Here is a 24,198-nt window from a genome sequence, read left to right as displayed (position 1 = left end):
AACAGGCCATGATCCAGTTTGCTATCCTCTATGAGGATCGCTTCGTCCGTCCTTCCATTTGATTTTTAACCCGCCTTAAACACGGAATTTCTGACACCCCCGACAGGGCCGGCATCGCCCACGCACACCGCCCCCGGACGCCAAAAGAACCCAACCCTAAGCCAGCAAGAAGCTCTAAACGCACACCCCCAGCAACAGCCCACCACCTACCCAAAAGCCAAACCTAAACGACAAACCCACGCACATCGAAAGCCCATCACCCCGCAGCCCCCTTCCCAAACCCCAGATAGCTCTCGATCACCCGGGGATTCCCCGCCAGCTCCCGCGCTGGCCCATGCAGCACCACCTCGCCCGTCTCCAGCACATACCCATAATCCGCCACCTGCAGCGCCGCCCGCGCGTTCTGCTCTACCAGCAGTATCGCCACACCCGTCTCCCGCAACCGAGAAATGATGTGGAAAATTTCGCGCACGATACGCGGCGCCAGGCCCAGACTAGGCTCATCCAGCATCAACACTCGAGGCTTTGCCATCAAGGCACGCCCCACGGCCAGCATCTGGCGCTCGCCCCCCGACAAAGTGCCAGCCTCCTGCCGCCGCCGCTCCCGCAAACGCGGAAACAAGGTAAACACCTCGTCCAACGTATCGCGCCATCCGCTCTCACGCGCCCGATAACGACGGAATCCGCCTAACAACAGGTTGTCTTCCACGGACATGCTGCCAAACAGCTCACGGCGCTCCGGGACCAACGACATCCCCGCCGCCACGCGTCGCTCAACCAGCCAATTCGATACATCCTGTCCCGCGTAGTGCACCGCACCCGCTGCATGGCCGGTGGTCGGTAACGCTCCCATCATGGCGTTGAGCAGCGTCGATTTACCCGCGCCATTCGCGCCAATAACCGTGACAATGCTGCCCGGCGCCACGGTCAGACTCGCGTTATTCAACGCGTTCACTTTGCCATATCGTGCGGTCAGCCCACGTACGTCGAGCACGACCTTCTGGTTCGGTGCTTGTGCTTGCGTCATGCTGCGCTCCCGGTAGTCGCTTCGGCGCGCTCAGGCTCGGGCAGGTCATCGTCGATACCCCCCAAGTAAGCCTCCAACACCGCAGGATTCTTCTGCACATCGGCCGGCACGCCTTCGGCCAGCTTCGTGCCAAAGTCCATGACCACCAGATGATTGGTTAACCGCATGACGAAGTCCATATCGTGCTCTACCAACAAAATGCTCATGCCTTCCTCACGCAGCTGCTCGAGCACCTGAGCCAGTTCCTGCTTTTCTTTGTAGCGCAAGCCAGCCGCCGGCTCGTCCAGCAACAGCAAGGTCGGATCACTGGCCAACGCGCGGGCGATTTCCAGAATACGCTGCTGGCCAAGCGCCAGATTGCCCGCTTGCTCGTAGAGGTAATCACCCAAGCCCACCCGCTGCAGTTGCGTGGCGGCCTCGTGCAGCAGTCTGGCCTCTTGAGCACGGTCGCTATGCAAGGCGCCCGACACCACACCAACATGGGCACGCATATGCGCACCGAGCGCAACGTTTTCCAGCACGGACATACCGGGCAGCAGTTGCACGTGCTGGAACGTACGACCTACACCCAGGCGGGCAATTTCACGCGCGCTGCGCCCGGAGATGTTTTCACCGAAGAAACACACGCGCCCGCGCGTCAGTGGCAACACGCCACTGATCAGGTTGAAGGTGGTGCTCTTACCCGCGCCATTGGGGCCGATCAAGCCAACAATCTCGCCGGCACGCACATCGAAAGAAATATCGTTGACCGCTACCAGCCCGCCGAACTCTTTGCGGATCTCCTGGACCTCGAGCACGAGATCACCACGACGTGGCCGCTCACGCTGCGGCAATGGCTGCGCCGCGGGCGGAGGAGCGAGCTGACGGCGCTGAGACGCGCCTCCTGTCACACGCGCCCAAGCCGAAGCCAGAATCGGCCATAGCCCATGCCCGGCATACTGCAACATGACGATCATCAAGACACCGAAAACGATGAGCTCGAAGTTCGCGTTGGTGTCCAGCAATTTCGGCAACAGATTCTGCAGCTGATCCTTCAATCCCAGAATCACCGCCGATCCAACTACCGCACCCCACACATGCCCAGCACCGCCCACCACGGCCATGAACAAATACTCAATCCCGTAGTTCAATCCAAACGGGCTGGGGCTGACAGCGCGCTGCATATGCGCATAAATCCATCCCGACAGGCAGGCCAGTAGCGCCGCCCATACAAAGATCACGATCTTGTACGAAGCGGTATCGACGCCCATCGATTCGGCCATGCCCGCGCCGCTCTTCAATGCGCGGATCGCCCGGCCCGGACGTGAGCTCAACAAGTTGCTGGTCGCCCACAAGGACAACAGCAGCAGCACCCAGATCAGATAGTAGATGTGCCGTCCGCTTGCGAGCGAAAAGCCGAACACATTGATCGGCTGCAGCCCCGCGATGCCATCATGCTTGCCCAGCCAATCGAGATTGCCGAACAGATAAAACAGCGACAGGCCCCATGCGATCGTGCCCAGCGGCAGATAATGGCCCGACAGCCTCAGGGTAATCAGCCCCAGTAAATAAGCCACGCCCGCGGTCAACAACAACCCCGCGATCAATGCCAGCCAAGGCGACGCATCATAGTGACTCGTCAACACCGCCGTCGTGTAAGCGCCCAGGCCCACGAATGCCGCCTGGCCGAATGAGGTCAGGCCGCCTACCCCGGTCAGCAATACCAGCCCCAACGCCACCATCGCGGCCAGGCCGATGTAGTTCAGTTGGGTGATCCAGAATTCAGGCGTGGACGGCAGCGCCGGCAACACGGCCAGCACGACGATAAAAACGAACAAAGGAATACGGTTGCTCATGACGCTTACTCCTCGTCATCCGAAGCGTGGCTGCCGAACGACCGCCACACGAGCACCGGAATGATCAACGTGAACACTATGACTTCCTTATAGGCGCTCGCCCAGAACGAGGCAAAGGCTTCCAGCACGCCCACCAGTATCGCGCCGGCCGCGGCCACCGGATAACTCGCCAGCCCGCCGATGATCGCGCCGACAAAGCCTTTCAGGCCAATCAAGAAGCCCGTGTCGTAATACACCGTCGTAATCGGCGCGATCAGCATGCCGGACATGGCGCCAATGGCCACCGCCAATGTGAACGTCAGGCTCCCCGACATCGTGGTGCTGATGCCCACCAGCCTTGCGCCGCGGCGATTCACCGCCGTTGCGCGCAGGGCACGGCCATACAGCGTCTTGCCGAAAAACACCCACAGCGCCACGATTAGCAGTGCACATGTGCCCACCACGAACAGGCTTTGCGCCGACCACGTCGCCGGGCCAAGATCAAACTGACCGCTCACGAACGCCGGCGTGCGCCAGCCTTCCGCGCCAAAAAACACCAGCGCCAGTCCCAGCAACGCAAAATGCAACGCCACCGAGACGATGAGCAATACCAGTACCGTGGCCTCGGCCAGCGGTTGATAAACAATGCGATAGACCATCGGCCCCATCGGGATAATGAGCACCAAAGTCAGCAGCATGTTCAGCCAGAGCGAGGTATCCGGCGCGGCATAGGCGGTTGCCAGCCACAGCAGCGCGAGCGGCAGCGCGACGCAGGTCAGCAGCACCTTGGGCATGGCCGACCAGCTGCCGGTGCGCAGCGCGCGCACGATCTCCATCACCAACACCACCGCGCCCATCAGGGGCAGCAGATACGCGGTGCCCGGCACGCGGCCGTTGACAAGCATCGCCAGTGTCAACGCACCAAATGCGACGAACTCGCCCTGAGGAATGAAAATGACCCGTGTGACCGTGAACACCAGCACCAGCGCCATTCCCAACAATGCATAGATGGCGCCGTTAACGATGCCATCCTGCAGCAGGATGAGGGCAATAGAAAAATCCATGAAACCGCCTTAAGAGTTGCTAACGAGCGCCCCAGATTGACATGGCCCGAGCCGCCCAATGCGGATCCTATGCCCGCCTGAAGCGGAAATTCCATTCACGGGCAGCAGCGTTGTAACGTTATCGGCCCGCGCGGAATTATCGCGGATAAGACACACCGGCCAAAAGGCCGGTGCGAAAGAAATCGCCGATACGCTTGCCCCCGTATCGGCGATCGATCCATCAAAGGTCCGGCTGGTACACCCACTTGCCATTATCGACCTTCACCATCACGCGGGAACGCTCATCAAAACCGGCATGATCCGTTGGGCTCATATTGAATACGCCCTGCGAGGCCGGCAGGTTCTTGATGTTCTCCAACGCATCGCGCAGCGCGGCGCGGAATTCCGGCGTGCCGGGCTTGGCGCCGCTCTTGAGCGCTTCGGGCACGGCCGCGACGATCAACTGACCGGCATCCCACATATGTCCGCCAAACGTGTTGGTCGTGCCCGCGCCGTACTTACCCTCATAGGCTTGGGTATAGGCCAACGCGGATTTCTTGACCGGGTTGCTATCGGGCAGCTGCGCCGCCACGAGCAGCGGGCCCGCCGGCAAGAGCATGCCGTTGCAATCGGCGCCGCAAACGCGCAGCACGTCACTATTGGCCGCGCCATGGGTTTGATAAATCGTGCCCTTATAGTTGCGCGCGCGCAGTTCTTTTTGCGGCAGCGCCGAAGGCGTACCGGCGCCCGCGATCAGGATGGCATCCGGTTTAGCGCCAACCAACTTGAGAACCTGACCGGTGACGCTAGTGTCCGTGCGTCCGTATTTCTCGACCGCCGTAATCTCGATGCCCTTGCTCTTTACCGCATCTTGCATCACGGCCAGCCAGCCATCGCCGTACGCGTCGGCAAAGCCGATAAAGCCCAGTTTCTTGACGCCAGCCTTGGCCATGGCGTCGGCCAGCGCGCTCGCCATCAAGGCATCGTTTTGCGGAGTCTTGAAGACCCAGCGGCGCTTGTCGTCCACCGGTTCGACAATCTTGGAACTGGCGGCCACACTGATCATCGGCACCTTGGCCTCGCTCGCCACATCGACCATGGCCAGCGAACCCGGGGTGATGGAAGTGCCCACCAGCACATCGACCTTGTCGTCAGACACCAGCTTGCGCGAGTTCTTCACGGCCTGAGTGGTGTCGGTGGCATCGTCCAGCACGATCCATTCGATTTTTTGACCGGCCACCTCGGTCGGCAACAAGGCGACGGTGTTGCGCTCGGGGATACCCAAGGACGCGGCCGGCCCGGTGCTCGCCACCGTGACACCCACCTTGACCTGCGCGCTCGCCATCAAGGGCAGGCTCAGCGCAAGCGCGCCAGCCAACGCGGACAAGCCGAAATTTTTGCGACTCATATTGTTGTCTCCTGTGAGCTCTTTGTTGTTGGACCCTGACGGACGCGAGCTCAATTAAAGTTATACAAAAAAAACGATACCTGGCCTTGAAATGTATCAAATGCCGGTACTATCCACCCCCCGTGACTTCCCTAATCGACTTCACCGCCAAACAATACCCGGATTGCGCAATCCGGAGCGGTAAAATCAAACGCATTCAACAATAACGAATTTTTCACCGCGCGCCGAGGCGCGTCATTAAGGGGATTCCCGCAGAACCGGCCACACGCGCTCGACTCGCCACGCTGCCCAGGTCGCGACCGCGACTTTGACCAGATCTCCCGGAATAAAGACCAGCATCGCCATCGCCGCTTTCGCAATAGGCATTTGCGTGACAGCCGCGAGCCACGGCACACCGATCAGATACACCATGCCGATGCCCCCTGCCACGCAGGCGACGGCATACCCGGCCAAAGGCCGCGCGCCTTGCATTGGAAAACGCACCAACGTGCGCGCCATCCAGCCGGTCACGAAGGCACCTAACGCCATTCCGATCAGGAAGCCCCCTGTAGGGCCGAAAAACACACCCAGCCCGCCCCGGCCACCCGGCAGCACGGGCAAGCCAATGGCAGCAAGCGCGAGATAAAGCAGGCATGCCAGACCGCCTCTGACCGGACCGAGCATGGCGCCAGTCAGCATGACGCCCAGGCTCTGCAACGTGACAGGGACCGGAATCGCCGGCAATGGAATCGGCGGGGCCAGACTCAGCACCACGATCAGCGCGGCAAAAAGGGCAATCAAAACAGTGTCTTTAGTTCTCATCCTGGATTCCTAAACCATCGTCCGTATGGGTACTGCTGCGTTATTTATGTTGGAGCGGAGTCACTATATAACCACCATGAGCCATGAGCCCCGCTCTTGGAAGCGCCATCTCTGGCCGGTCGCGTCCGACTTGTCTTTCATTATGTTCCGCCGCGCGCATCAATGGCCTGGGCGACTTGCTCGGCGCGCTTTAGCGTTCTGACAATCAGCGGCACTAATAAGGCCAACGGATGCTTGGCCAGCCCGCGCGCCGCCTGCGCTTCACGAATTTCCTGATACTGCCGCCAAATCTCGGGCACAAAGCGCAAGGTCAAAGCGAGCGCGAGCGCCACTTTACCGGCATTGACCCAGCCTAGCCGCTCCAGCGGCGTCAGCGCGCGTTCGCAGGCCGCAATCAGATCCGCACTGCGCGTGGAGAGCGTCACCGCCATCGCCAACGCCACCAGCACCCCGATGCGCAATAACACCACGGCAGCGTGCATCCATCCCTGAAACACCGCCGCAAAAACGCCGATAGCCGCCAGTACCCACACCAGCCCGCGCACCTGCCGCCACCATGACGCGGCGCTCACCCCGGTCAGCATCACCAGCGCCGCCGCGAGCGCCATCGCCCCCGCCAGAATCCATAGATTCTGCACGAAGAAAAGCGCGACCCCCGCTGCCACCAGCGCCGCGAGCTTTGCTCCCGCCGGCATGCGGTGCAGCCAACGGTCACCTTGTATATAAAGCGGCTCGAGCATCATGCGCAGTGCTCGCAATACCAGCGCAAGGCCGGACCCGGCGTATCGTCGGCCGCCACCTGGCCGTCCACAACCACCAGCACCCGGTCAAAATCGCGCAACAAGTCCAGATCGTGCGTCACCACCACCGCCTGCTGCGCCAGCCCCTCGATCGCGCGCGCAACGCGGTTGCGATTGCGCAGATCCAGCTGGGTGGTGGGCTCGTCAAACACCACCAAGGACGGTTGCATCACCAGGACAGAGGCCATCGCCACCAGCTGACATTCGCCCCCGGATAAAGAATGACTCGCGCGGTCGGCGAGATGCCCTACCCCCATCGCATCCAGGCACGCTTGAATGCGTCGCGCGGATTCATCGGCCGGCAGGCGTTGCGGCTTCAGCCCGAACGCCATGTCCTCCCGCACGATAGGGAATACGATCTGATTTTCAGGATTCTGAAAAACGAATCCCACCTGCCGGCGGATCGCCTTCAGATCCTGGCGCGTATCCAGTCCGTCCAGGCGCACTCGCCCCTCGGTCGGCAGCACCAGCCCATTGAGCAGTTTGGCCATCGTGCTCTTGCCGGCGCCATTGGGGCCGACAATGCCGATGCGATGCTCGCCCAAGCTGGCGGTCACCCCTCGTAGGGCCTGGGCGTGCGGCGTGGCGACAACGACGCGTTCAAAGTCGATTAACATGGGACGAAATTATGCCCGATGCACGGGCAGACCTCTTTCACCGATTTAGGCTCACGACCGGATATGGAAAAAGTTCGCAAAACTGACGAGGAATGGCGCGCGCAGCTGTCCCCCGAGGAATACGTGGTCGCCCGCCAGAAAGGCACCGAACGCGCCTTTACGGGCCGCTATTGGAATACCACCGCGACCGGCATTTACCGATGCGTCGGCTGCGGCACGCCCTTGTTCGCCTCGGACACCAAATTCGATGCGGGTTGCGGCTGGCCCAGCTATTTCGAACCCATCGATCCCGAACGCGTGCGCGAAGAACGCGACACCTCCCATGGCATGATCCGCACCGAGGTGCTTTGCAATATTTGCGACGCGCACCTCGGCCACGTATTCCCCGACGGCCCCGAGCCCACGGGTCTGCGCTACTGCATCAACTCGCTGTCGCTGAAATTCGAACCGCTCGAAGACGAATGAAGAAATTCCTGTTTGACCTGTTTCCGCTGATTCTTTTCTTCATTGCGTACCGCTATGCGGATATCTATACGGCGACCGCGGTAGCCATCGCGGCATCGGTCGGCCAGTTCATCTGGCTGCGCGCCACCGGCAAACGCATCGAGATGACGCACTGGATCAACCTGTCCGTGATCGTGATTTTCGGTGGCGCCACGCTGTGGCTGCACAGCGATGTCTTCATCAAATGGAAGCCCACGGTCCTCTACTGGCTCTTTGGCGGTGCCCTGCTGGGCGCGCGCTATGTGTTCGGGCGTAACCTCATGCGTAAATTATTAGGGGGACAGTTGGAACTTTCCGCCCCCTTATGGGACAAACTCAACTTGAGCTGGTCCTTGTTCTTCGTGGCCGCGGGCGCCGTTAACCTGTATGTGGCGTTTTCCGGCCATTTCACCGAGTCGCAATGGGTCAACTTCAAAGTCTTTGGCCTGATGGGTTTGCTGCTGGTATTTGTTATTGCGCAGTCGTTATGGCTGGGCAAGCACATGCAGCATGTCGAACAGTCCGGCGCCGGCGAACGAGATCCACGCCGGCTTGATAAAGACTGATTTTCTTGTTTTAACGTTGTTGCTTGCTTTGTTGAGATGTCCGACACGACCGATCGAATTGACTTGATACGCAGCCGCTTGGCGCCCTTGGAACCCACGACGCTGGACATCCGGGACGACTCGCATTTGCACGCCGGTCATGCCGGAGCCCAAGGTGGCGCCGGTCATTACCACGTGCGAATTGTGGCCTCGCGCTTTGCCGGTTTGTCGCCCGTGGCACGACATCGCCTGGTGTATGATCTTTTGCGAGATCTGATCCCTCATCCCATTCATGCGCTTGCGCTCGATGCCCAAGCACCTCAATCCAATAATTAAAGGAAAACCATGAAACGCTATGTGATGCTCGCCGCTGCTTGCGCGGTCGCGCTCCCCGCTTTTGCGCAGAACGTTGCAACGGTTAACGGCCAGCCGATCACTCAGCAGAGCCTGGATCAATTCGTCAAGCTGCTGGTGAGCCAAGGCGCCACTGACTCGCCGCAATTGCGCGAGCAGGTCAAGCAAGAGATGATCAATCGTCAGATCTTTGTCCAAGCGGCAGAGAAAGACGGCATCGCCAAACAACCCGCCGTCCAGACCGAAATCGCCCTGGCGCGCGAAGGCATCCTGGTTCGCTCCTTGATGGCCGACTACTTGAAAAAGCACCCGATCACCGACAAGCAGATCGAGGCTGAGTACAACAAGCTCAAAACCCAGCAAGGCGACCAGCAAGAGTACAAGGTCCGTCACATCCTGGTCGAGGATGAGAAGACCGCCAACGATCTGCTCGCTCAGATCAAGAAAGACAAGAAGAAATTCGCCGAGCTGGCCAAGAAAAACTCCAAGGATCCGGGTAGCGGCGCCAATGGCGGCGAACTCGGCTGGGCCTCGCCTTCCAACTACGTCCAACCGTTCGCCGAGACGGTCAGCAGCCTGAAGAAAGGCCAACTGGCCGACAAGCCGGTACAAACCCAATTCGGCTGGCACATCATCCAGGTCGAAGACACCCGCCCGGTCGAGTTCCCGCCGCTGGCCCAAGTCCGCCCGCAAATCGAGGAAATGCTGCGCCAGCAAGAGCTGGGCAAGTTCCAGAAAGAACTGCGCGAAAAAGCGGTCATCAAGTAAGTCGCGGTACAAGCTGACCGGGGCTGCGTCCCGGTCACCGCGTTACGCTGACCGTGGGTGGATATCCGCCCACGGTGCATCTCGAGGATGATGGCGCGCGGATACCCCCGAGGAGCGCGAGACGCTCCGCAAGTTTGCCTTATACGCCCAACAGCGCCTTCAGCCCGTCTTCGTCCAAGATCGCCACGCCCAACTCGCGCGCCTTGGTCAGCTTGCTGCCCGCTTCTTCGCCGGCCACGACATACGCGGTCTTGCGAGACACCGAGCCGCTGACCTTGCCGCCGGCGGCAAGGATATAACGCGTGGCCTCGTCGCGCGTCCAATTCGGCATGGTGCCGGTCAGAACAAACGTCTTGCCCTCTAGCGTGTTGTCCTCTGGACCTTGCTCCTCGACCGCATGCACGCCGCGCTGCTTGAGCTGCTCGATGATGTCGCGATTATGGGGTTCGGCGAAGAAACGTCGAATCGAACCGGCGACCACCGGCCCCACATCGGGCGCGGCCGCCAGCGCTTCCTCGTCCGCATCCATGATGCGTTCGATACTGCCGAAATGGCGCGCCAGATCGCGGGCCGTTTTTTCGCCCACGTGCCGAATACCCAATGCAAAGAGCAGTCTGCCCAAAGTGGGCGTGCGCGCCTTGTCGATTGCCGCCACCAAGTTGTCGGCGGATTTTTTGCCCATGCGATCCAGCGCCGCCAGTTCAAAGGCGGTTAAACCGAATAGATCCGCCAATGACTTGACCTGACCGTTGTCGACAAGCTGCTCCACGAGCTTTTCGCCCAACCCGTCGATATCCAGCGCCTTGCGACCAGCCGCATGCCAGAGCGTTTGCTTGCGCTGCGCGGCGCAGAAAAGCCCGCCCGTACACCGTGCGATGGCCTCGTCTTCGGGCCGTTCGATGGCCGAACCACAGACAGGACATTGCGTCGGCATGACGAATTCGCGCACATCCTCGGGCCGCAGATTCAACACCGGGCCCACGACCTCGGGGATCACATCGCCCGCGCGCCGCACGATGACCGTGTCGCCGATACGCACGTCCTTGCGGCGGATTTCGTCCTCGTTGTGCAGGGTCGCATTGGTCACCGTCACGCCGCCGACAAACACCGGCTGCAAGCGCGCCACGGGCGTGATCGCCCCGGTACGGCCCACTTGCACCTCGATGTCGAGCAGCCGCGTCGTGACTTCCTCGGCCGGGAACTTGTGCGCCACGGCAAAACGCGGTGCGCGGGCGACAAAGCCCAACACCTTTTGCGCGCTTAGCGAATCGACCTTGTACACCACGCCGTCGATGTCATAAGGCAGATCCGGACGCTGCTTGCCCACGCGCGCATAAAACGCCAGCAAGCCGTCGGCGCCCTTGGCCCGATGGTTATGCGATTTGTTGACGGGCAAACCCAGCTCGTCCAACCAATCGAGCATGGCGCCATGCGTGGTTTGCGGCAGGCTCGAGTCGGCGCGCGCGTTGCCGGTGGGCTCTTCGAAGCGCTCCGGCTGCGATTTCGCCAGTCCTTGCACTTCGCCCCAGCCATACGCGAAAAAGCGCAACGGCCGCTTGGCGGTGATGCGCGGATCCAACTGGCGCAGGCTACCGGCCGCGGCGTTACGCGGATTGACGAAAACCTTGTCGCCCCGGCCGGCCTGCGTGCGATTCAAGCGCTCGAAGTCGGCCCGGTTCATCAGTACCTCGCCACGGACTTCCAGCACGTGGGGATAGTCACCCTTCAGGCGCAACGGTATCGCGCGAATCGTACGCACGTTGGCCGTGACGTCTTCGCCCACCTGACCATCGCCGCGCGTGGCGGCCTGAACGAGCACGCCGTCCTCGTAGCGCAAACTCATCGCCAAACCGTCGAGCTTGAGTTCGCAGAAATACTCCGGAGAATCCGCCGGGCCCAACAGGCCGGCGCCGCGCAACGTCTCGGAAACACGGCGATCAAAAGCGCGCACTTCCTCTTCGTCAAACGCATTGCCCAACGAGAGCATGGGCACTGCGTGCTGCACACTACCGAACGCTGCTAATGGCGCGGCGCCCACACGCTGGGTGGGCGACTCCGGTGTGACGAGTTCGGGATGTTCGGATTCAAGCTGCACCAGCTCGCGCATCAGCGCGTCGTAGTCGGCATCCGATATGGTGGGCGCGTCTTGAACGTAGTAGCGCACATTGTGCTGCTCGATCTCGTGACGCAGTTCGGCCGCGCGCTGCGCGGCCTGATCGGCACGGGCAGACTCAGCCATCAGCCAAACACCCTCAGTGCACGCTCGCCGCCCGCGGGCAGTCCAGCTTGATCGAGCTTACGGAACAGCGTCAGCAGTTGCTGATCGATACTGGTTTCCATGCCATCGACGACGGGCTTGCCGTGGTCATCCACCAGCTCGGCCTGCAAACGCGCGGCCAGATCGCGGCCCACGTCCACCATGCGACCGAACGCACGTTCGTCCTCGGGGCTGCGCGGCACATCCAACAGCAACACCAGGCGATCGACCGGTGCCATGCCGTTATCAAAGCCACCGCCATCAGCGCGCGACAGCGTGAAACGCGTCGCGCCCGTATCGGCCAACCACGACAGATGGCCGCCATCGACGGCAAAGCCCAATTCGCGTGCCACGCCGATGACCTCGGCGGTGGCGCGGGGCGCTTGCAAGGTAAGCGTCAGCCCCACTTGCGCATCCAACGACGCGCAGAATTCATCCAGTTTGGTCGCTCGGTCGACCACGACTTGTTGATCGGGACCTTCGATCGTGGCCTCGAAACGATCTGCCAGGCCCTGCGCGCGCGCCCAGAGTTGAGACCACTCGATAGCCGTCAATGCGCCACTGCGATTCGCCAAGAGCACGGCCAGTTGCAGGGTGGCGTAGGACTCCTCGGCATGCAGGCGCGCGCGATGACGCCCGCGATCGGTGGAGGCGAACACACGCACCGGCTTGCGACCGACATGAGTCAGATCGCGCACCGCGCCCAGCAGATCGGCCCCCGACACCGGCTCGGCAAAATGAATCTCAACGACGACCTCACACGCCGGATCGGGTTCTTCGGCGTCATCGGCGGTGTTGTTAGGCGGCTCAGAGGCCGCAGCCGCAGCCGAAGTCGCCGCCGAACCGGGCACCCCTATACCGGGTTCGCGACGCTGGTGCTCGGGCGTGGCGGTGCGCGCCGCCGCCTCGGCACCAAACAGTGGATCCTGTTCAGTGGCCGGAAATCGCGCCTGCATGCGCTGACGCGCGCGGCGGTCCTGCCACCAATTGAAACCCAGTACCAGCAGTATCAGCAGTACACCCAGGGCGATTAGCCCAATCTGCAAGTCGCTCATGTGTCAATCCTGCGCTGTGATGACAGCGCCCTTTCGTTTGTAGTGGTTATGCGGCTTCGGAGGCCATTTGCACGGCCGAATCAATATCTACAGCAACGATACGCGAAACCCCTTGCTCTTGCATGGTTACGCCGACCAGTTGCTTGGCCATCTGCATTGCGATTTTGTTATGGGATATGAACAAGAACTGCGTTTGCTCGCTCATGCTGCTCACCAAATTGGCGTAGCGTTCGGTGTTGGCGTCGTCCAGAGGCGCGTCCACTTCGTCCAACAGACAGAAGGGCGCGGGATTGAGTTTGAACAACGCGAACACCAGTGCCGTCGCGGTCAAGGCTTTTTCACCTCCGGATAACAAGTGAATCGTACTGTTGCGCTTGCCGGGCGGTTGTGCCATCACCTGCACCCCCGCATCCAGGATCTCGTCCCCAGTCATGATGAGCTTGGCTTCGCCTCCGCCAAACAGCTTGGGGAAGAGCTCGCCGAAATGACCGTTGACCGTATTGAACGTGGCCTGCAAGAGATCGCGCGTTTCGCGATCGATCTTGCGAATGGCGTCTTCCAGCGTGGAGATCGCGGTCAGCAAATCCTGCTGCTGCGAGTCCAAAAATTCTTTCCGTTCCCGCGCGGCGTTGAGCTCATCGAGTGCAGCAAGGTTGACCGAACCCAGCGCATCGATCTGGCGCGAGATGCGCCCGACTTCCGATTGCAGCCAACTTGCGCGGCGCCATTCGTCCGGCATCTCGGCCAGCGATTGGGCGAGCTCTTCGCGATTGACTTCGCGGGCATTGAGTTGTTCGGTAAATTGCTCTTCGGCCAGTCGCGCGGCTTGTTCTTGCAGCTGCAGCTCGGTGATGCGCGCGCGCAGCGGTTCCAGCGCGCGTTCCTGCTGCATGCGGTCCTCGTCGGCGCCGCGCAGCAAGGCGGCCAGATTGTCCAGCTCCTGGCGGGCGCGCGTCAGCGCCTCCTCGCGTTCGGCGCGAAGCTCCAGCGCTTCTTGCAGACCCGCCTTGGAGGCCGACTCATCGAACTCGGCGAGCTCGGCTTGCAACTGTTCTAGTTCCTGCGCACCGCGTTGGCTTTGCTCTATGGCCAACTGGCGGTTGCGCTGCAGATCCGCGATGCGGCTTTGGATCGCCCGTTCGGCGAACTCGGATTCCTGCGCGGCGCGTTCCAGCTCACGCAGCCGGTTGCGGGCAGCCTCGGCCTCGGCGGCGAGGTCTTCGCCGGCCATCTCCGCATCGGCAAAACGCGATTGATGCTCGGCCAGCTCTTCGTCCAAGGTCTCGAAACGGGCTTCGGCCTCTTCGCGCGTGGCACGCAGGTCTTCTTCGTGCGCGGCGATTTCTTCCAGGTCTTGTCGCAGGCGCGCGGCGCGTTCGCCGGATTGCGCGGCCTGCTGCTGCAAGCGCGCGTGCTCGAGCTGAATGTCGTGCAGGCGGCGCGTCAGCTCCACGACCCGCTGACGCGCAGGCACGATGGCTTGTGAAACTTGCTGCCAGGCACTTTCGGCCCGGGCCACCGCTGCACGGGCCTGGTCGGCGATCAGCTGATGCGCCTTGATCTCGCGCTGCAGATTCTCGATTTCCTGCTGACGGGCCAACATCCCGGCCTGCTCGGAGTCCGGTGCGTAAAAGCGCACGCTATGCGCATCGACCAGATGGCCGGCGCGCACGACGAGGGCAGCGCCGGGCGGCAGGCTCGCGCGCGCGGCCAGCGCCTCGCCCATATCGGTGGCAGTGTAGACATTGCGCAGCCAATCGTTGAGCAAGGTGCGCAGGTCCGGATCGGTGACCCGCAACAGACTCGCCAACGGCGTCAGGCCGGGCGCGCTGGCCGGCGCGGGCGCGGCCGCGGGAACTTGATAAAAGGCCAGACGCGCGGGCGGCGCATCCTCGGCAAAGGCCCGTGACCAGTCCAGATTGCGCACTTCCATCGCCGCCATGCGTTCGCGCAGCACCGATTCGAGGGCGTTCTCCCAGCCGGGTTCGATATGCAGCTTCTGCCACAACCTCGCCAGGCCGGTCAGTTCATGCTTGGCGAGCCACGGCTCCAGTGAGCCCTGCTTCTGCACGTCTTCTTGCAGCTTGACCAGGGCCGCCAGCCGGGCTTCGAGCCGCGCCAGATTCTGGGCGTCTTGCTGAGCCGCCGACTGCGCACGGCTGCGCTCGGCATCGGCTTGCGGAATCTTGGCTTCGAGGGCGGCGAGTTCTTCCTGAGACTCTTGCAGTTGATCTTCGGCCACGGCGCGATCGCCTGCCAGTTGCTCCAACTCGGCCGGGTCGGGACTATGCAGCTCGCGCAATTCCTGCTGCAGCCGTTCACGGCGCTGCTCCAGGTTTTGCAGCTGACGATCGGCGTCACGCTGCGTTTGCGCGGCCAAGGCCAGATTTTGCTCGACACGCGCCAGCGCCGCTCGCATTTCGTCGCGCGACGCGGCGGCCTCCCGCACGCGCGCTTCCGTCGAGGGCAGACCCGCCTGAGCGTCCTCGGCCCGCGCGCGCGCTTCCTCGCTGCGGGCGACCGCGGCGGCGAGGTCTTCCTCTGCCTGAGCGATCTGCTCGACGCAATGTTCCTGCTGCGACTCCCATTCCGCGATCTGCTGCTGCAGCTGCTCGCGCCGGGCGTGCAGTCGATTGCGGGAATCCACCACGTGGCGAATCTCCGCCTCGAGTCGGCTGACCTGGGAATTTGCCTCGTAGAGCGCGCCTTGTGCCGCGTGCACCGCGTCGCTGGCGGCGTAATGCGCCTGGCGTCGCGACTCCAACTCGAGCTCGCCCGAGCGCAGGTTGGCGATGGCGGCTTCCAGATTGGTCTGGGCCTGCGCCATTTCCTGGCTCTTGCGCTGACGTTCATCGCGCGCACCGGTTTCCTTGAGCAGCCACAGCGCGAATTGTTTTTTCTCGCCGTCGGCTTGCAGTTCCCGGTACTGGCGCGCCACTTCGGCCTGGGCCTCGAGCTTTTCCAGCTGCGAACCCAACTCGCGCAGAATGTCTTCGACCCGGGTCAGGTTCTCGCGGGTGTCGGACAACCGGTTTTCGGTCTCGCGCCGCCGCTCTTTATAGCGGGAGACGCCCGCCGCTTCCTCGAGAAATACCCGCAGTTCCTCGGGGCGTGCCTCGATGAGGCGGTTGATCATCCCCTGCCCGATGATGGCATATCCGCGCGCGCCCAAGCCGGTGCCCAGGAAGATATCGTGAATATCCCGGCGGCGTACCTGCTGGTTATTCACGTAATAGCTGCTGGTGCCGTCGCGGGTGAGCACCCGGCGCACGGCGATCTCGGAATAGGCGCTCCACTGGCCCGCGGCACGGCCCTCGCTGTTATCGAATACCATCTCGACAGAGGCGCGCGCGGCGGGCTTGCGGTGGCCGGAGCCGTTAAAAATCACGTCTTGCATGGATTCACCACGCAATTCGGACGCTTTGGCCTCACCCAACACCCATCTGACCGCGTCGATGATGTTAGATTTACCGCAGCCGTTCGGCCCGACTACCCCGACCAGCTGACTGGGAACGGGGATGACGGTCGGATCGACGAACGACTTAAATCCGGCAAGTTTTAATTGAGTCAGGCGCACAGTACGATAATCGGGACGGGTGGGGTTAAGCGGAAAGCGTTAAACAGACCTGCCCTACAGATAGCAACCCCGGCATGGCTAACCCAGCCGGGTAATGGCCCCCGGGCCAAACAAGGCGAATCTTGAGTGGATCGTATGATACCCCAGCCAGTCGAGCGTCCCCCGCATGAACCTGGGCGAGGCACCACCGTCTAAACCGCAGACGCTATACTCGCTCACACTTTTTTTCCTCCTACACCATTTTTTAACCTGTCGCCCTCGCGGCGACGGCCACTGAGGATTGTCCTTTGAAACGTGGGTTTTATCTGGTCATGGCGGCTCAGGCCTTTTCGTCCTTGGCGGACAATGCGCTGTTTATCGCCGCGATCGCCCTGATTCTGGAACTGAACGGTCCGGACTGGATGGCTCCCATCATGAAATGGTCGTTCGCGCTGGCGTACGTGGTGTTGGCGGCGTTCGTGGGCGCCGTGGCGGATTCGTTCCCCAAGGGCCGGGTCATGTTCGCGACCAACGCGCTCAAGGTCACGGGCTGCCTGCTGATGTTTTTGTACGCGAGCGTGGGCGTTCCTGGCGAATACCAGACCTACCTGGTCTGCATCGCCTATGGACTGGTCGGCGTGGGCGCCGCGGCCTATTCGCCGGCCAAGTACGGCATCGTGACAGAAATGCTGCCGCCAGAGTTGCTCGTCAAGGGCAATAGCTGGATCGAAGGCCTGACGGTGTTTTCCATCATCCTCGGCACCGTGCTGGGTGGCGTGCTCATTTCGCCGGCCGCCTCAAGCTTTTTCCTGGAGCATCACGTCATCGGCGGCTGGGTCCATACCCCGGCCGAGGCCGCGATTCTGGTGATCGCGTGTGTTTATCTCATTGCCGCGGCTTGCAATCTGCTGATTCCGAACACGCACGTGCACTACCCACCTCAGCAGAAAAACGTCATCAAGCTCACCAAGACCTTCGCCAGCTACGTGCGCGTGCTGTGGCAGGACAAACTCGGTCAGATTTCGCTGGCGGTAACCACCCTGTTCTGGGGCGCCGGCGCGGTGCTGCAGCTCATCGTGATCGAATGGGGCAAGCAGCATCTGGGCTATCGTCTGGACGAGGCATCCATGCTGATGGGCGTCGCGGCAGTCGGCACCGTGGTGGGATCGATCCTCGCGGGGCGCATTCCGCTGCGCAAGGCATTGACGGTACTGCCGATCGGCGCGCTCATGGGCGTCGTGGTGCTCTTCATGCCCGTCGTTCATAGCACCTGGTCGGTCTATTCGATATTGCTTCTGACGGGCGGCTTGGCGGGCTTTTTCGTCGTGCCGATGAATGCGTTGCTACAGCATCGCGGCCATGTGCTGCTGTCGGCCGGCCACTCGATCGCCGTGCAGAACTTCAACGAGCAGCTCAATATCCTGCTGATGGTCGCCGTCTACACGCTGATGTTGTGGCTGGAGATGCCCATCAATACCGTCATCGTGCTGTTTGGCCTGTTAGTCGCCATCCTGATGCTGATCTTCATGCGCTGGAGCCGCCGCAATCTGTCGGCTAATCCGTCCCTGCGCGATCAGATCGGACAAGAAGGCCATGGAAAGGCGCTGAATCAGCATTGAGCGGATAGGCCGTTGGAAGCTGAACCCGCAATGGGGACGTCCGCATAGGGCACAAAATCACCTCGCGCGCGCCCCGTCGGAAGCAGGCTCCCCGGTTGCGCGCTAAACGGTCGATGCCACAGCCAATTGCAGGTCCTGCCACGCCCGCGCCTTTTCCAGCGGGCTGCGCAGCAGATAAGCCGGGTGATAGCTCACGATCACGGGGATGCGCACCCCGGCTTCTGTGGTCCACACATGTTGGCGTCCGCGCAAATTGCCGATCGTGGCATCCGTGCCCAGCAAGGTCTGCGCGGCGAATCTGCCCACCACCAGGATGCGTTCGGGCTGAATCATTTCGATTTGGCGCTTGAGGTACGGACTACAGGCCGCGATTTCCTCGGGCTTCGGGTTGCGATTCCCGGGGGGCCGGCACTTGATGACGTTCGCGATAAAAACGTTCTCGTCGCGGCTCATGCCGACCGAGCGCAGCATCGCGTCCAGCAGCTGACCAGAGCGGCCGACAAACGGAAGCCCCCGACGATCTTCTTGCTCGCCCGGCGCCTCGCCAATGATCATCCAGCGCGCTGGCCGCGCGCCCATGCCGAAAACCGCGTGACGGCGCCCCTGGCAGAGCTGGCATGCCGTGCAAACCTCGACCTGTGCGCGTAACCCGTCCAGATCGGGGGCAGCAGCGGCGATTTCGACGGTCGAGACGGAAGCGCCGGCAAGCAATTCCGCGCTTGCCACGGCAATGGGCGGCGACGCGACAGGACGCGAAGGCGGTGCCGCCGCTGGGCGCGGAGCTGGCGCAGCGGTGGGATGTGCTCCAGGCGAAGCGGCTGAAGGTGCTCCAGGCGAAGCCGACGTAGGCAACGCTGTCGAAGCCGTGGAGTCCGAAGCCGGACCAGATGAAGAGCGCGCAGCTGGCGCACCCGTAGGGTACGAACGCGGAGAGCCTGACGACGCCGGCCGACCTGCGGTCATCAACTGCGACCGGGCGTCCGAGTCGGACTCGATCGCTGGCGACTCAGCTATCGGCAGCCAGGTCTTTTCGATCCCGATTTCCCTCAACCACAGTTTCTGCAGCGCGTTGATACGCGGGGCACCCATGGCGCCGACGGACGCGAACGGGCCGTTTTCCACAACCTGATCCGCTTCGGCCGCCATCGCCACCCCGGCATCCCCGGCTATTTCCGAGCTCATAGCGGCGCTCCGGCCCCGTCCAGCGTTTTCTGCATCACCCACGCATCCTCGCGGGCGCCTTGCCCGTTGGGGTAATAACCCCGCCGCACGCCGATGCGCTGAAAGCCAATTTTTTCGTAAAAAGCCAAGGCGGGCACATTAGACGGCCGCACTTCCAACATCACCGCGGGCAGGCCTTGTTCGCGCGCGATGCCTTCGCACCACCGCATGAGCAGACTGCCGTACCCCTGCCGATGCTGAGTTCGCGCCACGCCGATGACCAGCAGATGCGCCACATCAGGCGCCAACATCACGAGACAAAAGCCCACGACCTTGCCGCCCTGCCGCAATACGCAGGCCTCGTAGCCTGACGCCAACGCATCGGCGAAATTGCCGCGCGTCCACGGAAAAGCCTGCAAATTCGCCTCGATGTCAGCGACAGCATCGACATCGGCCTCTGTCATGGGTTCAAGCACCGGCGCGGACAATGCCGGCGCCGCCTTGGGGTTGCCACCCAGCCCGCGCTCGCGCTCGGCGGTGGTAAAGGCGACTTTATCCCGCACATAGAGCGGCGCTGCCAGTTCCGGCGGCTGGGCTTCACCACGCAGCCACGCCTCGCGCGCCAGCTGCGCGACCGAAGTGGCTTGCGGCCGCGCGGCAACGCTAAGACGCCAATCTGACGGCACAGCCATCCGGTCTGAGTAAACATGCCAGGCGTCGCCCGCCGCGTGCAGCGTCGGTCCACTCGAGGGGCTCGCGCAGCCCCCCACCAGCCCGCCCGTCAGGCCATCCACCAGACCATAGGTCAGGTCGTGCGCCAGCCCCTCTTCTTGGCTCTGCTCAGACCAAACCGACAAATAATGCAAAGACCACGGCACGACTTCCTCGGCCGCGATCAGCATCGGCGACTGCAAGGTAATCCAGGCGTGCTCGGGATCCGCGCTGCGCAGATAGGCGGCCAGATAGACCTCATTCATGCGAGCGTCCAGCGCCACCAGCACGATGTCGCCGGCCTGTGCCCCAGCCGCCTCGGCCACGGCTAAATGGGAAACGACAGGCACCACGGGAATATCCAACGCCAATCCCATGCCCTGCGCCACGCCACACGCCACGCGCAAGCCCGTGAACCCACCCGGCCCTTGTCCAAACGCGACGGCGTGCAAATCGGCGGGCGTCAGCCCCGCCGCCTTCAGCAACTCATCCGCCATCGGCAAGAGGCGTTCCGCATGCTCCTGAGTCCCCTCGTGTTCCAGCACGGTGACCACAGATCCCGCCGCAGTTTCGCGCAGCAATGCAACCCCGCAGCGCGAGGAGGACGTTTCGAGGGCTAAGAGGTTTAAATTCATAGATTTGGATTGTACGGAATCCCGGCTCCTCCCCTTCGACAAACAGGGATTTCAACCGTAATGCGCAATGTGTAATATCTTGTGAATACCCACTAGCCGTCGATTCTTGTCACTGTTACATTTCCGGCCATGAACACGCAAAACGCAAATCCCGTCCGAAAAATCCTGGTCGTTGACGACGATCCTCGGCTGCGCGACCTGCTGCGCCGGTATCTGTCCGAACAGGGATTCAACGTCTTCGTCGCCGAAGACGCAAAAGAAATGGGCAAGCTCTGGCAGCGCGAGCATTTTGATCTGCTCGTTCTGGATTTGATGTTGCCCGGCGAAGATGGCTTGTCCATCTGCCGTCGACTGCGCGGCGGTCACGACAATACACCCATCATCATGCTGACCGCCAAGGCCGAAGAAATCGACCGTATCGTCGGCCTGGAAATGGGTGCGGATGATTATCTGTCCAAACCCTTTAACCCACGAGAGCTGCTGGCGCGCATCAACGCCATTCTGCGCCGCCGTGGCACCGAGGAACATCCGGGCGCGCCCAGCCAGGAAAACGAGTCGATCGTTTTCGGGCCGTACGTGCTCAACTTGTCCACGCGCACCCTCACCCGTAATAACGAACAAGTGCCGATCACCACGGGTGAATTCTCTGTACTGAAGGTCTTTGCTCGTCACCCGAAGATCCCGCTATCGCGCGACAAGCTGATGGAACTGGCGCGTGGTCGCGAATACGAGGCTTTCGACCGCAGCCTGGACGTGCAAATTTCGCGTCTGCGCAAACTGATCGAACCCAATCCCTCCAAGCCGGTATTCATTCAAACGGTTTGGGGCCTGGGCTACGTCTTTGTGCCGGACGGCGGTAGTTGATCTGTCCCTCGGCTTTTAATCAGCACAACTTGTAGTGTCGTCCGGAGTGCGCAAGCTTTCGCGAAGCCTGACTTCTCGTCTCAGGCTGGGGCTGTTCGGCCGTACGTTCCTGTTGCTGGCCGCCCTCATGCTCGTGAGCCTGGGGGCGTGGCTGCAAGTGTTTTTCAGCATGGAGCTCGGGCCCCGCGCCAATCAAATGGCGCAACGCGTGATCACTGCTGTCAATATCACGCGTACGGCCCTGATCTACTCCGACGACGCCGAGCGCAGCAAGCTATTGCTGGACTTGGCCACCAATGAAGGTATCCAGGTCTATCCGCGTGAAGTCACCGATTTCACGCAGCCGCTGCCGGACGACGAATACTGGCAACGGGTGGCCGACCACATCCGAGCGCGTTTTGGTCCCGAGACCCAGATTGTCTGGGCGGTTAACCAAGTGCCCGGTTTCTGGGTCAGCTTCCATATCAACCAGGATCTGTACTGGTTGGTCTTCGAGCGCGAGCAAATTGGCCTGACTGGCGGGATCGAATGGCTGGGCTGGGGCGCCACGGCGCTACTGCTCTCCCTGATCGGCGCCGCGGTGAGCGTGGGCTTTGTCAACCGCCCGCTATCGCGCCTGGCGCGTGCCGCCCAGGTGCTCTCGCGCGGAGAAACCCCCGCCCCCTTGCCCGAAAATGGTCCATTAGAGATCCGCGATCTCAACGCCTCGTTCAACCGCATGGCAAAAGACTTGCGGCAAGCGGAAGCCGACCGCGAACTCATGCTCGCGGGCATCTCGCACGATCTGCGAACCCCGCTGGCACGCATGCGGCTCGAAATCGAAATGAGCGGCATCTCCGAAGACGCGCGCCAGGCGATCGACGATGACCTCGCGCAAATCGACCACAGTATCGGTCAACTGATGGAATACGCTCGCCCTGCTGGCACACTGCCTCAGATGGCGACGGATATCTCGGCCGTCCTCACGGAACTTTACGAGCGGGAACGCAGTCACACCATCTCGCTAGGGGGAACGCTGGACGCGAAGATCGCGCCGGGGCTGTATGCACGGGTGACCGCGCTGGATTTAAAACGCGTGGTCAGCAACCTCATCGAAAACGCCCGCCGGTATGGCAAATCAGCGGACGGCCAACCTCATCTCGAGATGAGCCTGCGCGCCGAGGGCAATACGTTGGTCATCGAGGTCTCTGATCGTGGCCCCGGGATCGCCCCCGAGGATGTGGATCGTCTCCTGCGGCCGTTTTCGCGTGGCGAGGTGGCGCGCACCGGGGTGAGCGGCGCGGGTCTCGGTTTAGCGATCGTCGAACGCTTGCTCAAGCACGTGGGCGGGTCGCTCAGAATGCTGGAGCGCCCGGGCGGCGGCTTGAGGGCGCGTATAGAGATTCCTAAAGCCAAATTTAGGAATTATCAATTAGACAGCGATAACCAATAGCGTAAAATGTGGTTTTAGCGCACCAATTATTGCGTGCCTTAATTCACCCAACAACTAACGGGAGTACTCATGAAAACTGTTGGCGACAAGCTCGAGCCTTTCAAGGTCACCGGCGTTAAGCCCGGCTTCAATCATCACGAAGAAAACGGTGTCTCGGCCTTCGAAGAAATCACAGAAAGCTCGTTCCCCGGCAAGTGGAAAGTGATCTACTTCTACCCGAAGGACTTCACCTTCGTGTGCCCGACCGAAATCGTTGGCTTCAACAAGCTGGCTAAGGATTTCGAAGACCGCGACGCCGTTCTGCTGGGCGGTTCGACGGACAACGAATTTGTGAAGCTGGCATGGCGCCGTGAGCATCCGGACCTGAACAAGCTGGGTCACTACCAATTCGGCGACACGACCGGTTCGTTGATCGACCAACTGGGCGTGCGTGAGAAGGAAGCTGGCGTTGCTCTGCGCGCTACCTTCATCGTTGACCCCGACAACACGATCCAACACGTTTCGGTGAACAACCTGAACGTGGGTCGTAGCCCCGAGGAAGTTCTGCGTTTGCTCGACGGTCTGCAAACCGACGAGCTCTGCCCGTGCAACCGTAACGTTGGCGGCGCAACGCTGTAATATTTCCAGCCCGGCCCTGCCGGGCTTTTCCAGATCCAGATTATAGGTAAAAACTATGGAATTCCTTTCAGCAATCAAAGAACAACTGCCAGACTGGGCCAAAGATATACGCCTGAATCTGGACGCGGTGATCTCGCGTTCGACGCTGGCTCCCGAGGATGCCGTTGGCGCTGCCCTGTCGGCTGCCTTTGCCGCACGTAGCCCGGTGCTGATCGAAGCATTCAAGAGTGGCCTGTCCGAAACCGACGCAAATGCCGCATTGACGGCTTCGGCGTTGATGGGCATGAACAACATGTGGTACCCGTATGTTGAAATGACCGGCGACAGCCAACTGAAGAGCTTGCCTGCTCAGCTGCGTATGAACGCTTATGCGACGCATGGTGGCGTGGATAAGAAGCGCTTTGAATTGTTCGCGCTGACGGCCTCGATCGTGGGCAAGTGCCATTTCTGCGTGCAATCGCACTATGAAAACCTGAAGAAGGATGGCTTTACTGTCGAGCAATTGCGCGATGCGGGTCGGATCGCTGCGGTGGTCAATGCGGCTGCGCTTTCGTTGGCTGCTCAAGGTAAGTAAAAAGGTTTCCTCTTTACGCTCGGGGGGTTTGATCTCGAGCGTTGAGGCTATTAAGG

21 protein-coding genes are annotated in these 24,198 nt (G+C 61.5%); 9 read left to right on the top strand and 12 right to left on the bottom strand.

The features are described from left to right. Positions 1–256: 256 nt before the first annotated feature. The 7 genes from GOQ25_RS13140 to GOQ25_RS13110 form a co-directional block, all read right to left on the bottom strand. Positions 257–1,027, bottom strand: coding sequence for an ABC transporter ATP-binding protein (locus GOQ25_RS13140; RefSeq protein WP_160350932.1), 771 nt, complete (start codon positions 1,025–1,027; stop codon positions 257–259). After that, positions 1,024–2,862, bottom strand: a complete 1,839-nt coding sequence (locus GOQ25_RS13135; protein WP_160350931.1) for an ATP-binding cassette domain-containing protein — start codon at positions 2,860–2,862, stop codon at positions 1,024–1,026. Before GOQ25_RS13135 ends, GOQ25_RS13140 begins: the two co-directional genes overlap by 4 nt. Positions 2,863–2,867: 5 nt before the next feature. Beyond that, the gene (locus tag GOQ25_RS13130; protein WP_160350930.1) at positions 2,868–3,905 is read right to left on the bottom strand and encodes a branched-chain amino acid ABC transporter permease; all 1,038 of its coding nucleotides are present in this window, start codon (positions 3,903–3,905) and stop codon (positions 2,868–2,870) included. A 220-nt stretch (positions 3,906–4,125) separates the two neighbouring features. Continuing rightward, positions 4,126–5,292 (bottom strand): ABC transporter substrate-binding protein, encoded by a 1,167-nt coding sequence (locus GOQ25_RS13125; RefSeq protein ID WP_160350929.1) that lies wholly within the window; start codon positions 5,290–5,292, stop codon positions 4,126–4,128. A 237-nt stretch (positions 5,293–5,529) separates the two neighbouring features. After that, the gene (locus GOQ25_RS13120; protein ID WP_160350928.1) at positions 5,530–6,093 is read right to left on the bottom strand and encodes a biotin transporter BioY; all 564 of its coding nucleotides are present in this window, start codon (positions 6,091–6,093) and stop codon (positions 5,530–5,532) included. 140 nt (positions 6,094–6,233) lie between these two features. Beyond that, positions 6,234–6,833 (bottom strand): energy-coupling factor transporter transmembrane protein EcfT, encoded by a 600-nt coding sequence (locus tag GOQ25_RS13115; protein WP_160350938.1) that lies wholly within the window; start codon positions 6,831–6,833, stop codon positions 6,234–6,236. After that, positions 6,833–7,510: an energy-coupling factor ABC transporter ATP-binding protein gene (locus GOQ25_RS13110; protein WP_160350927.1), complete on the bottom strand. Its 678-nt coding sequence runs from the start codon at positions 7,508–7,510 to the stop codon at positions 6,833–6,835. The genes GOQ25_RS13115 and GOQ25_RS13110 overlap by 1 nt, the downstream gene beginning before the upstream one ends. 63 nt (positions 7,511–7,573) lie before the next feature. On the opposite strand from GOQ25_RS13110, the gene msrB reads away from it, so the two are divergent. Genes msrB through GOQ25_RS13090 form a run of 4 tightly spaced genes read left to right on the top strand, consistent with a single transcriptional unit; the run spans position 7,574 to position 9,660 of the window. Next, positions 7,574–7,975, top strand: coding sequence for a peptide-methionine (R)-S-oxide reductase MsrB (gene msrB / locus GOQ25_RS13105; protein WP_160350926.1), 402 nt, complete (start codon positions 7,574–7,576; stop codon positions 7,973–7,975). Then, complete coding sequence (locus GOQ25_RS13100) at positions 7,972–8,559, top strand: septation protein A (RefSeq protein ID WP_160350925.1); 588 nt, start codon at positions 7,972–7,974, stop codon at positions 8,557–8,559. The genes msrB and GOQ25_RS13100 overlap by 4 nt, the downstream gene beginning before the upstream one ends. Positions 8,560–8,595: 36 nt before the next feature. Further along, positions 8,596–8,874: a BolA family transcriptional regulator gene (locus GOQ25_RS13095; protein WP_160350924.1), complete on the top strand. Its 279-nt coding sequence runs from the start codon at positions 8,596–8,598 to the stop codon at positions 8,872–8,874. A 9-nt stretch (positions 8,875–8,883) separates the two neighbouring features. Next, positions 8,884–9,660, top strand: coding sequence for a peptidylprolyl isomerase (locus GOQ25_RS13090; RefSeq protein ID WP_160350923.1), 777 nt, complete (start codon positions 8,884–8,886; stop codon positions 9,658–9,660). Between the two features lie 139 nt (positions 9,661–9,799). On the opposite strand, the gene ligA is transcribed toward GOQ25_RS13090, so the two are convergent. From ligA to smc, 3 genes are read right to left on the bottom strand one after another with little or no spacing between them, the layout of a single operon-like run. Beyond that, positions 9,800–11,899, bottom strand: a complete 2,100-nt coding sequence (gene ligA, locus GOQ25_RS13085; RefSeq protein ID WP_160350922.1) for an NAD-dependent DNA ligase LigA — start codon at positions 11,897–11,899, stop codon at positions 9,800–9,802. Then, positions 11,899–12,972 (bottom strand): cell division protein ZipA C-terminal FtsZ-binding domain-containing protein, encoded by a 1,074-nt coding sequence (locus GOQ25_RS13080; RefSeq protein ID WP_160350921.1) that lies wholly within the window; start codon positions 12,970–12,972, stop codon positions 11,899–11,901. The genes ligA and GOQ25_RS13080 overlap by 1 nt, the downstream gene beginning before the upstream one ends. A gap of 46 nt (positions 12,973–13,018) precedes the next feature. Continuing rightward, positions 13,019–16,549: a chromosome segregation protein SMC gene (gene smc / locus GOQ25_RS13075; RefSeq protein ID WP_160350920.1), complete on the bottom strand. Its 3,531-nt coding sequence runs from the start codon at positions 16,547–16,549 to the stop codon at positions 13,019–13,021. Between the two features lie 287 nt (positions 16,550–16,836). Between smc and lplT the strand changes: the two genes are divergently transcribed. Continuing rightward, positions 16,837–18,147, top strand: coding sequence for a lysophospholipid transporter LplT (lplT, locus tag GOQ25_RS13070; RefSeq protein WP_160350919.1), 1,311 nt, complete (start codon positions 16,837–16,839; stop codon positions 18,145–18,147). Between the two features lie 102 nt (positions 18,148–18,249). On the opposite strand, the gene GOQ25_RS13065 is transcribed toward lplT, so the two are convergent. Both GOQ25_RS13065 and tsaB read right to left on the bottom strand, forming a co-directional pair. Further along, on the bottom strand, positions 18,250–19,236 hold the full coding sequence (locus GOQ25_RS13065) for a uracil-DNA glycosylase family protein (protein WP_160350937.1): 987 nt from the start codon (positions 19,234–19,236) through the stop codon (positions 18,250–18,252). Positions 19,237–19,325: 89 nt separating this feature from the next. Further along, positions 19,326–20,654: a tRNA (adenosine(37)-N6)-threonylcarbamoyltransferase complex dimerization subunit type 1 TsaB gene (gene tsaB / locus GOQ25_RS13060; protein ID WP_160350918.1), complete on the bottom strand. Its 1,329-nt coding sequence runs from the start codon at positions 20,652–20,654 to the stop codon at positions 19,326–19,328. Positions 20,655–20,783: 129 nt separating this feature from the next. Here tsaB and ompR point away from each other — a divergent pair, with 129 nt between their 5' ends. From ompR to GOQ25_RS13040, 4 genes are all read left to right on the top strand, one after another. Continuing rightward, complete coding sequence (gene ompR / locus GOQ25_RS13055) at positions 20,784–21,518, top strand: two-component system response regulator OmpR (protein WP_160350917.1); 735 nt, start codon at positions 20,784–20,786, stop codon at positions 21,516–21,518. 46 nt (positions 21,519–21,564) lie between these two features. Then, a complete protein-coding gene (locus GOQ25_RS13050; protein WP_160350916.1) occupies positions 21,565–22,950 on the top strand; it encodes an ATP-binding protein in 1,386 nt (461 codons plus the stop codon). A 69-nt stretch (positions 22,951–23,019) separates the two neighbouring features. After that, positions 23,020–23,568 (top strand): peroxiredoxin, encoded by a 549-nt coding sequence (locus tag GOQ25_RS13045; RefSeq protein ID WP_160350915.1) that lies wholly within the window; start codon positions 23,020–23,022, stop codon positions 23,566–23,568. Between the two features lie 55 nt (positions 23,569–23,623). Further along, entirely contained in the window at positions 23,624–24,142 is a 519-nt protein-coding gene (locus GOQ25_RS13040) for a carboxymuconolactone decarboxylase family protein (protein ID WP_160350914.1), read from the top strand. The last annotated feature ends 56 nt before the right edge of the window (positions 24,143–24,198 follow it).

Origin of the sequence: Bordetella sp. 15P40C-2 (assembly GCF_009763235.1) — a bacterium.
GTDB lineage: Bacteria > Pseudomonadota > Gammaproteobacteria > Burkholderiales > Burkholderiaceae_B > Bordetella_A.
The sequence above is the reverse complement of the archived record's forward strand: the minus strand, read 5'-3'. Positions and strand labels throughout refer to the sequence as shown.

Bases quoted from the DNA above. Each gene is read 5' to 3' on its own strand.
- GOQ25_RS13125 (WP_160350929.1), bottom strand. From the start codon at position 5,292: ATGAGTCGCAAAAATTTCGGCTTGTCCGCGTTGGCTGGCGCGCTTGCG.
- GOQ25_RS13120 (WP_160350928.1), bottom strand. From the start codon at position 6,093: ATGAGAACTAAAGACACTGTTTTGATTGCCCTTTTTGCCGCGCTGATC.
- GOQ25_RS13100 (WP_160350925.1), top strand. From the start codon at position 7,972: ATGAAGAAATTCCTGTTTGACCTGTTTCCGCTGATTCTTTTCTTCATT.
- GOQ25_RS13110 (WP_160350927.1), bottom strand. From the start codon at position 7,510: ATGTTAATCGACTTTGAACGCGTCGTTGTCGCCACGCCGCACGCCCAG.
- ompR (WP_160350917.1), top strand. From the start codon at position 20,784: ATGAACACGCAAAACGCAAATCCCGTCCGAAAAATCCTGGTCGTTGAC.
- GOQ25_RS13045 (WP_160350915.1), top strand. From the start codon at position 23,020: ATGAAAACTGTTGGCGACAAGCTCGAGCCTTTCAAGGTCACCGGCGTT.
- GOQ25_RS13040 (WP_160350914.1), top strand. From the start codon at position 23,624: ATGGAATTCCTTTCAGCAATCAAAGAACAACTGCCAGACTGGGCCAAA.
- GOQ25_RS13140 (WP_160350932.1), bottom strand. From the start codon at position 1,027: ATGACGCAAGCACAAGCACCGAACCAGAAGGTCGTGCTCGACGTACGT.
- GOQ25_RS13080 (WP_160350921.1), bottom strand. From the start codon at position 12,972: ATGAGCGACTTGCAGATTGGGCTAATCGCCCTGGGTGTACTGCTGATA.
- GOQ25_RS13095 (WP_160350924.1), top strand. From the start codon at position 8,596: ATGTCCGACACGACCGATCGAATTGACTTGATACGCAGCCGCTTGGCG.
- msrB (WP_160350926.1), top strand. From the start codon at position 7,574: ATGGAAAAAGTTCGCAAAACTGACGAGGAATGGCGCGCGCAGCTGTCC.
- GOQ25_RS13115 (WP_160350938.1), bottom strand. From the start codon at position 6,833: ATGCTCGAGCCGCTTTATATACAAGGTGACCGTTGGCTGCACCGCATG.
- GOQ25_RS13065 (WP_160350937.1), bottom strand. From the start codon at position 19,236: ATGGGTGCCCCGCGTATCAACGCGCTGCAGAAACTGTGGTTGAGGGAA.
- GOQ25_RS13135 (WP_160350931.1), bottom strand. From the start codon at position 2,862: ATGAGCAACCGTATTCCTTTGTTCGTTTTTATCGTCGTGCTGGCCGTG.
- GOQ25_RS13090 (WP_160350923.1), top strand. From the start codon at position 8,884: ATGAAACGCTATGTGATGCTCGCCGCTGCTTGCGCGGTCGCGCTCCCC.
- GOQ25_RS13130 (WP_160350930.1), bottom strand. From the start codon at position 3,905: ATGGATTTTTCTATTGCCCTCATCCTGCTGCAGGATGGCATCGTTAAC.
- tsaB (WP_160350918.1), bottom strand. From the start codon at position 20,654: ATGAATTTAAACCTCTTAGCCCTCGAAACGTCCTCCTCGCGCTGCGGG.
- ligA (WP_160350922.1), bottom strand. From the start codon at position 11,899: ATGGCTGAGTCTGCCCGTGCCGATCAGGCCGCGCAGCGCGCGGCCGAA.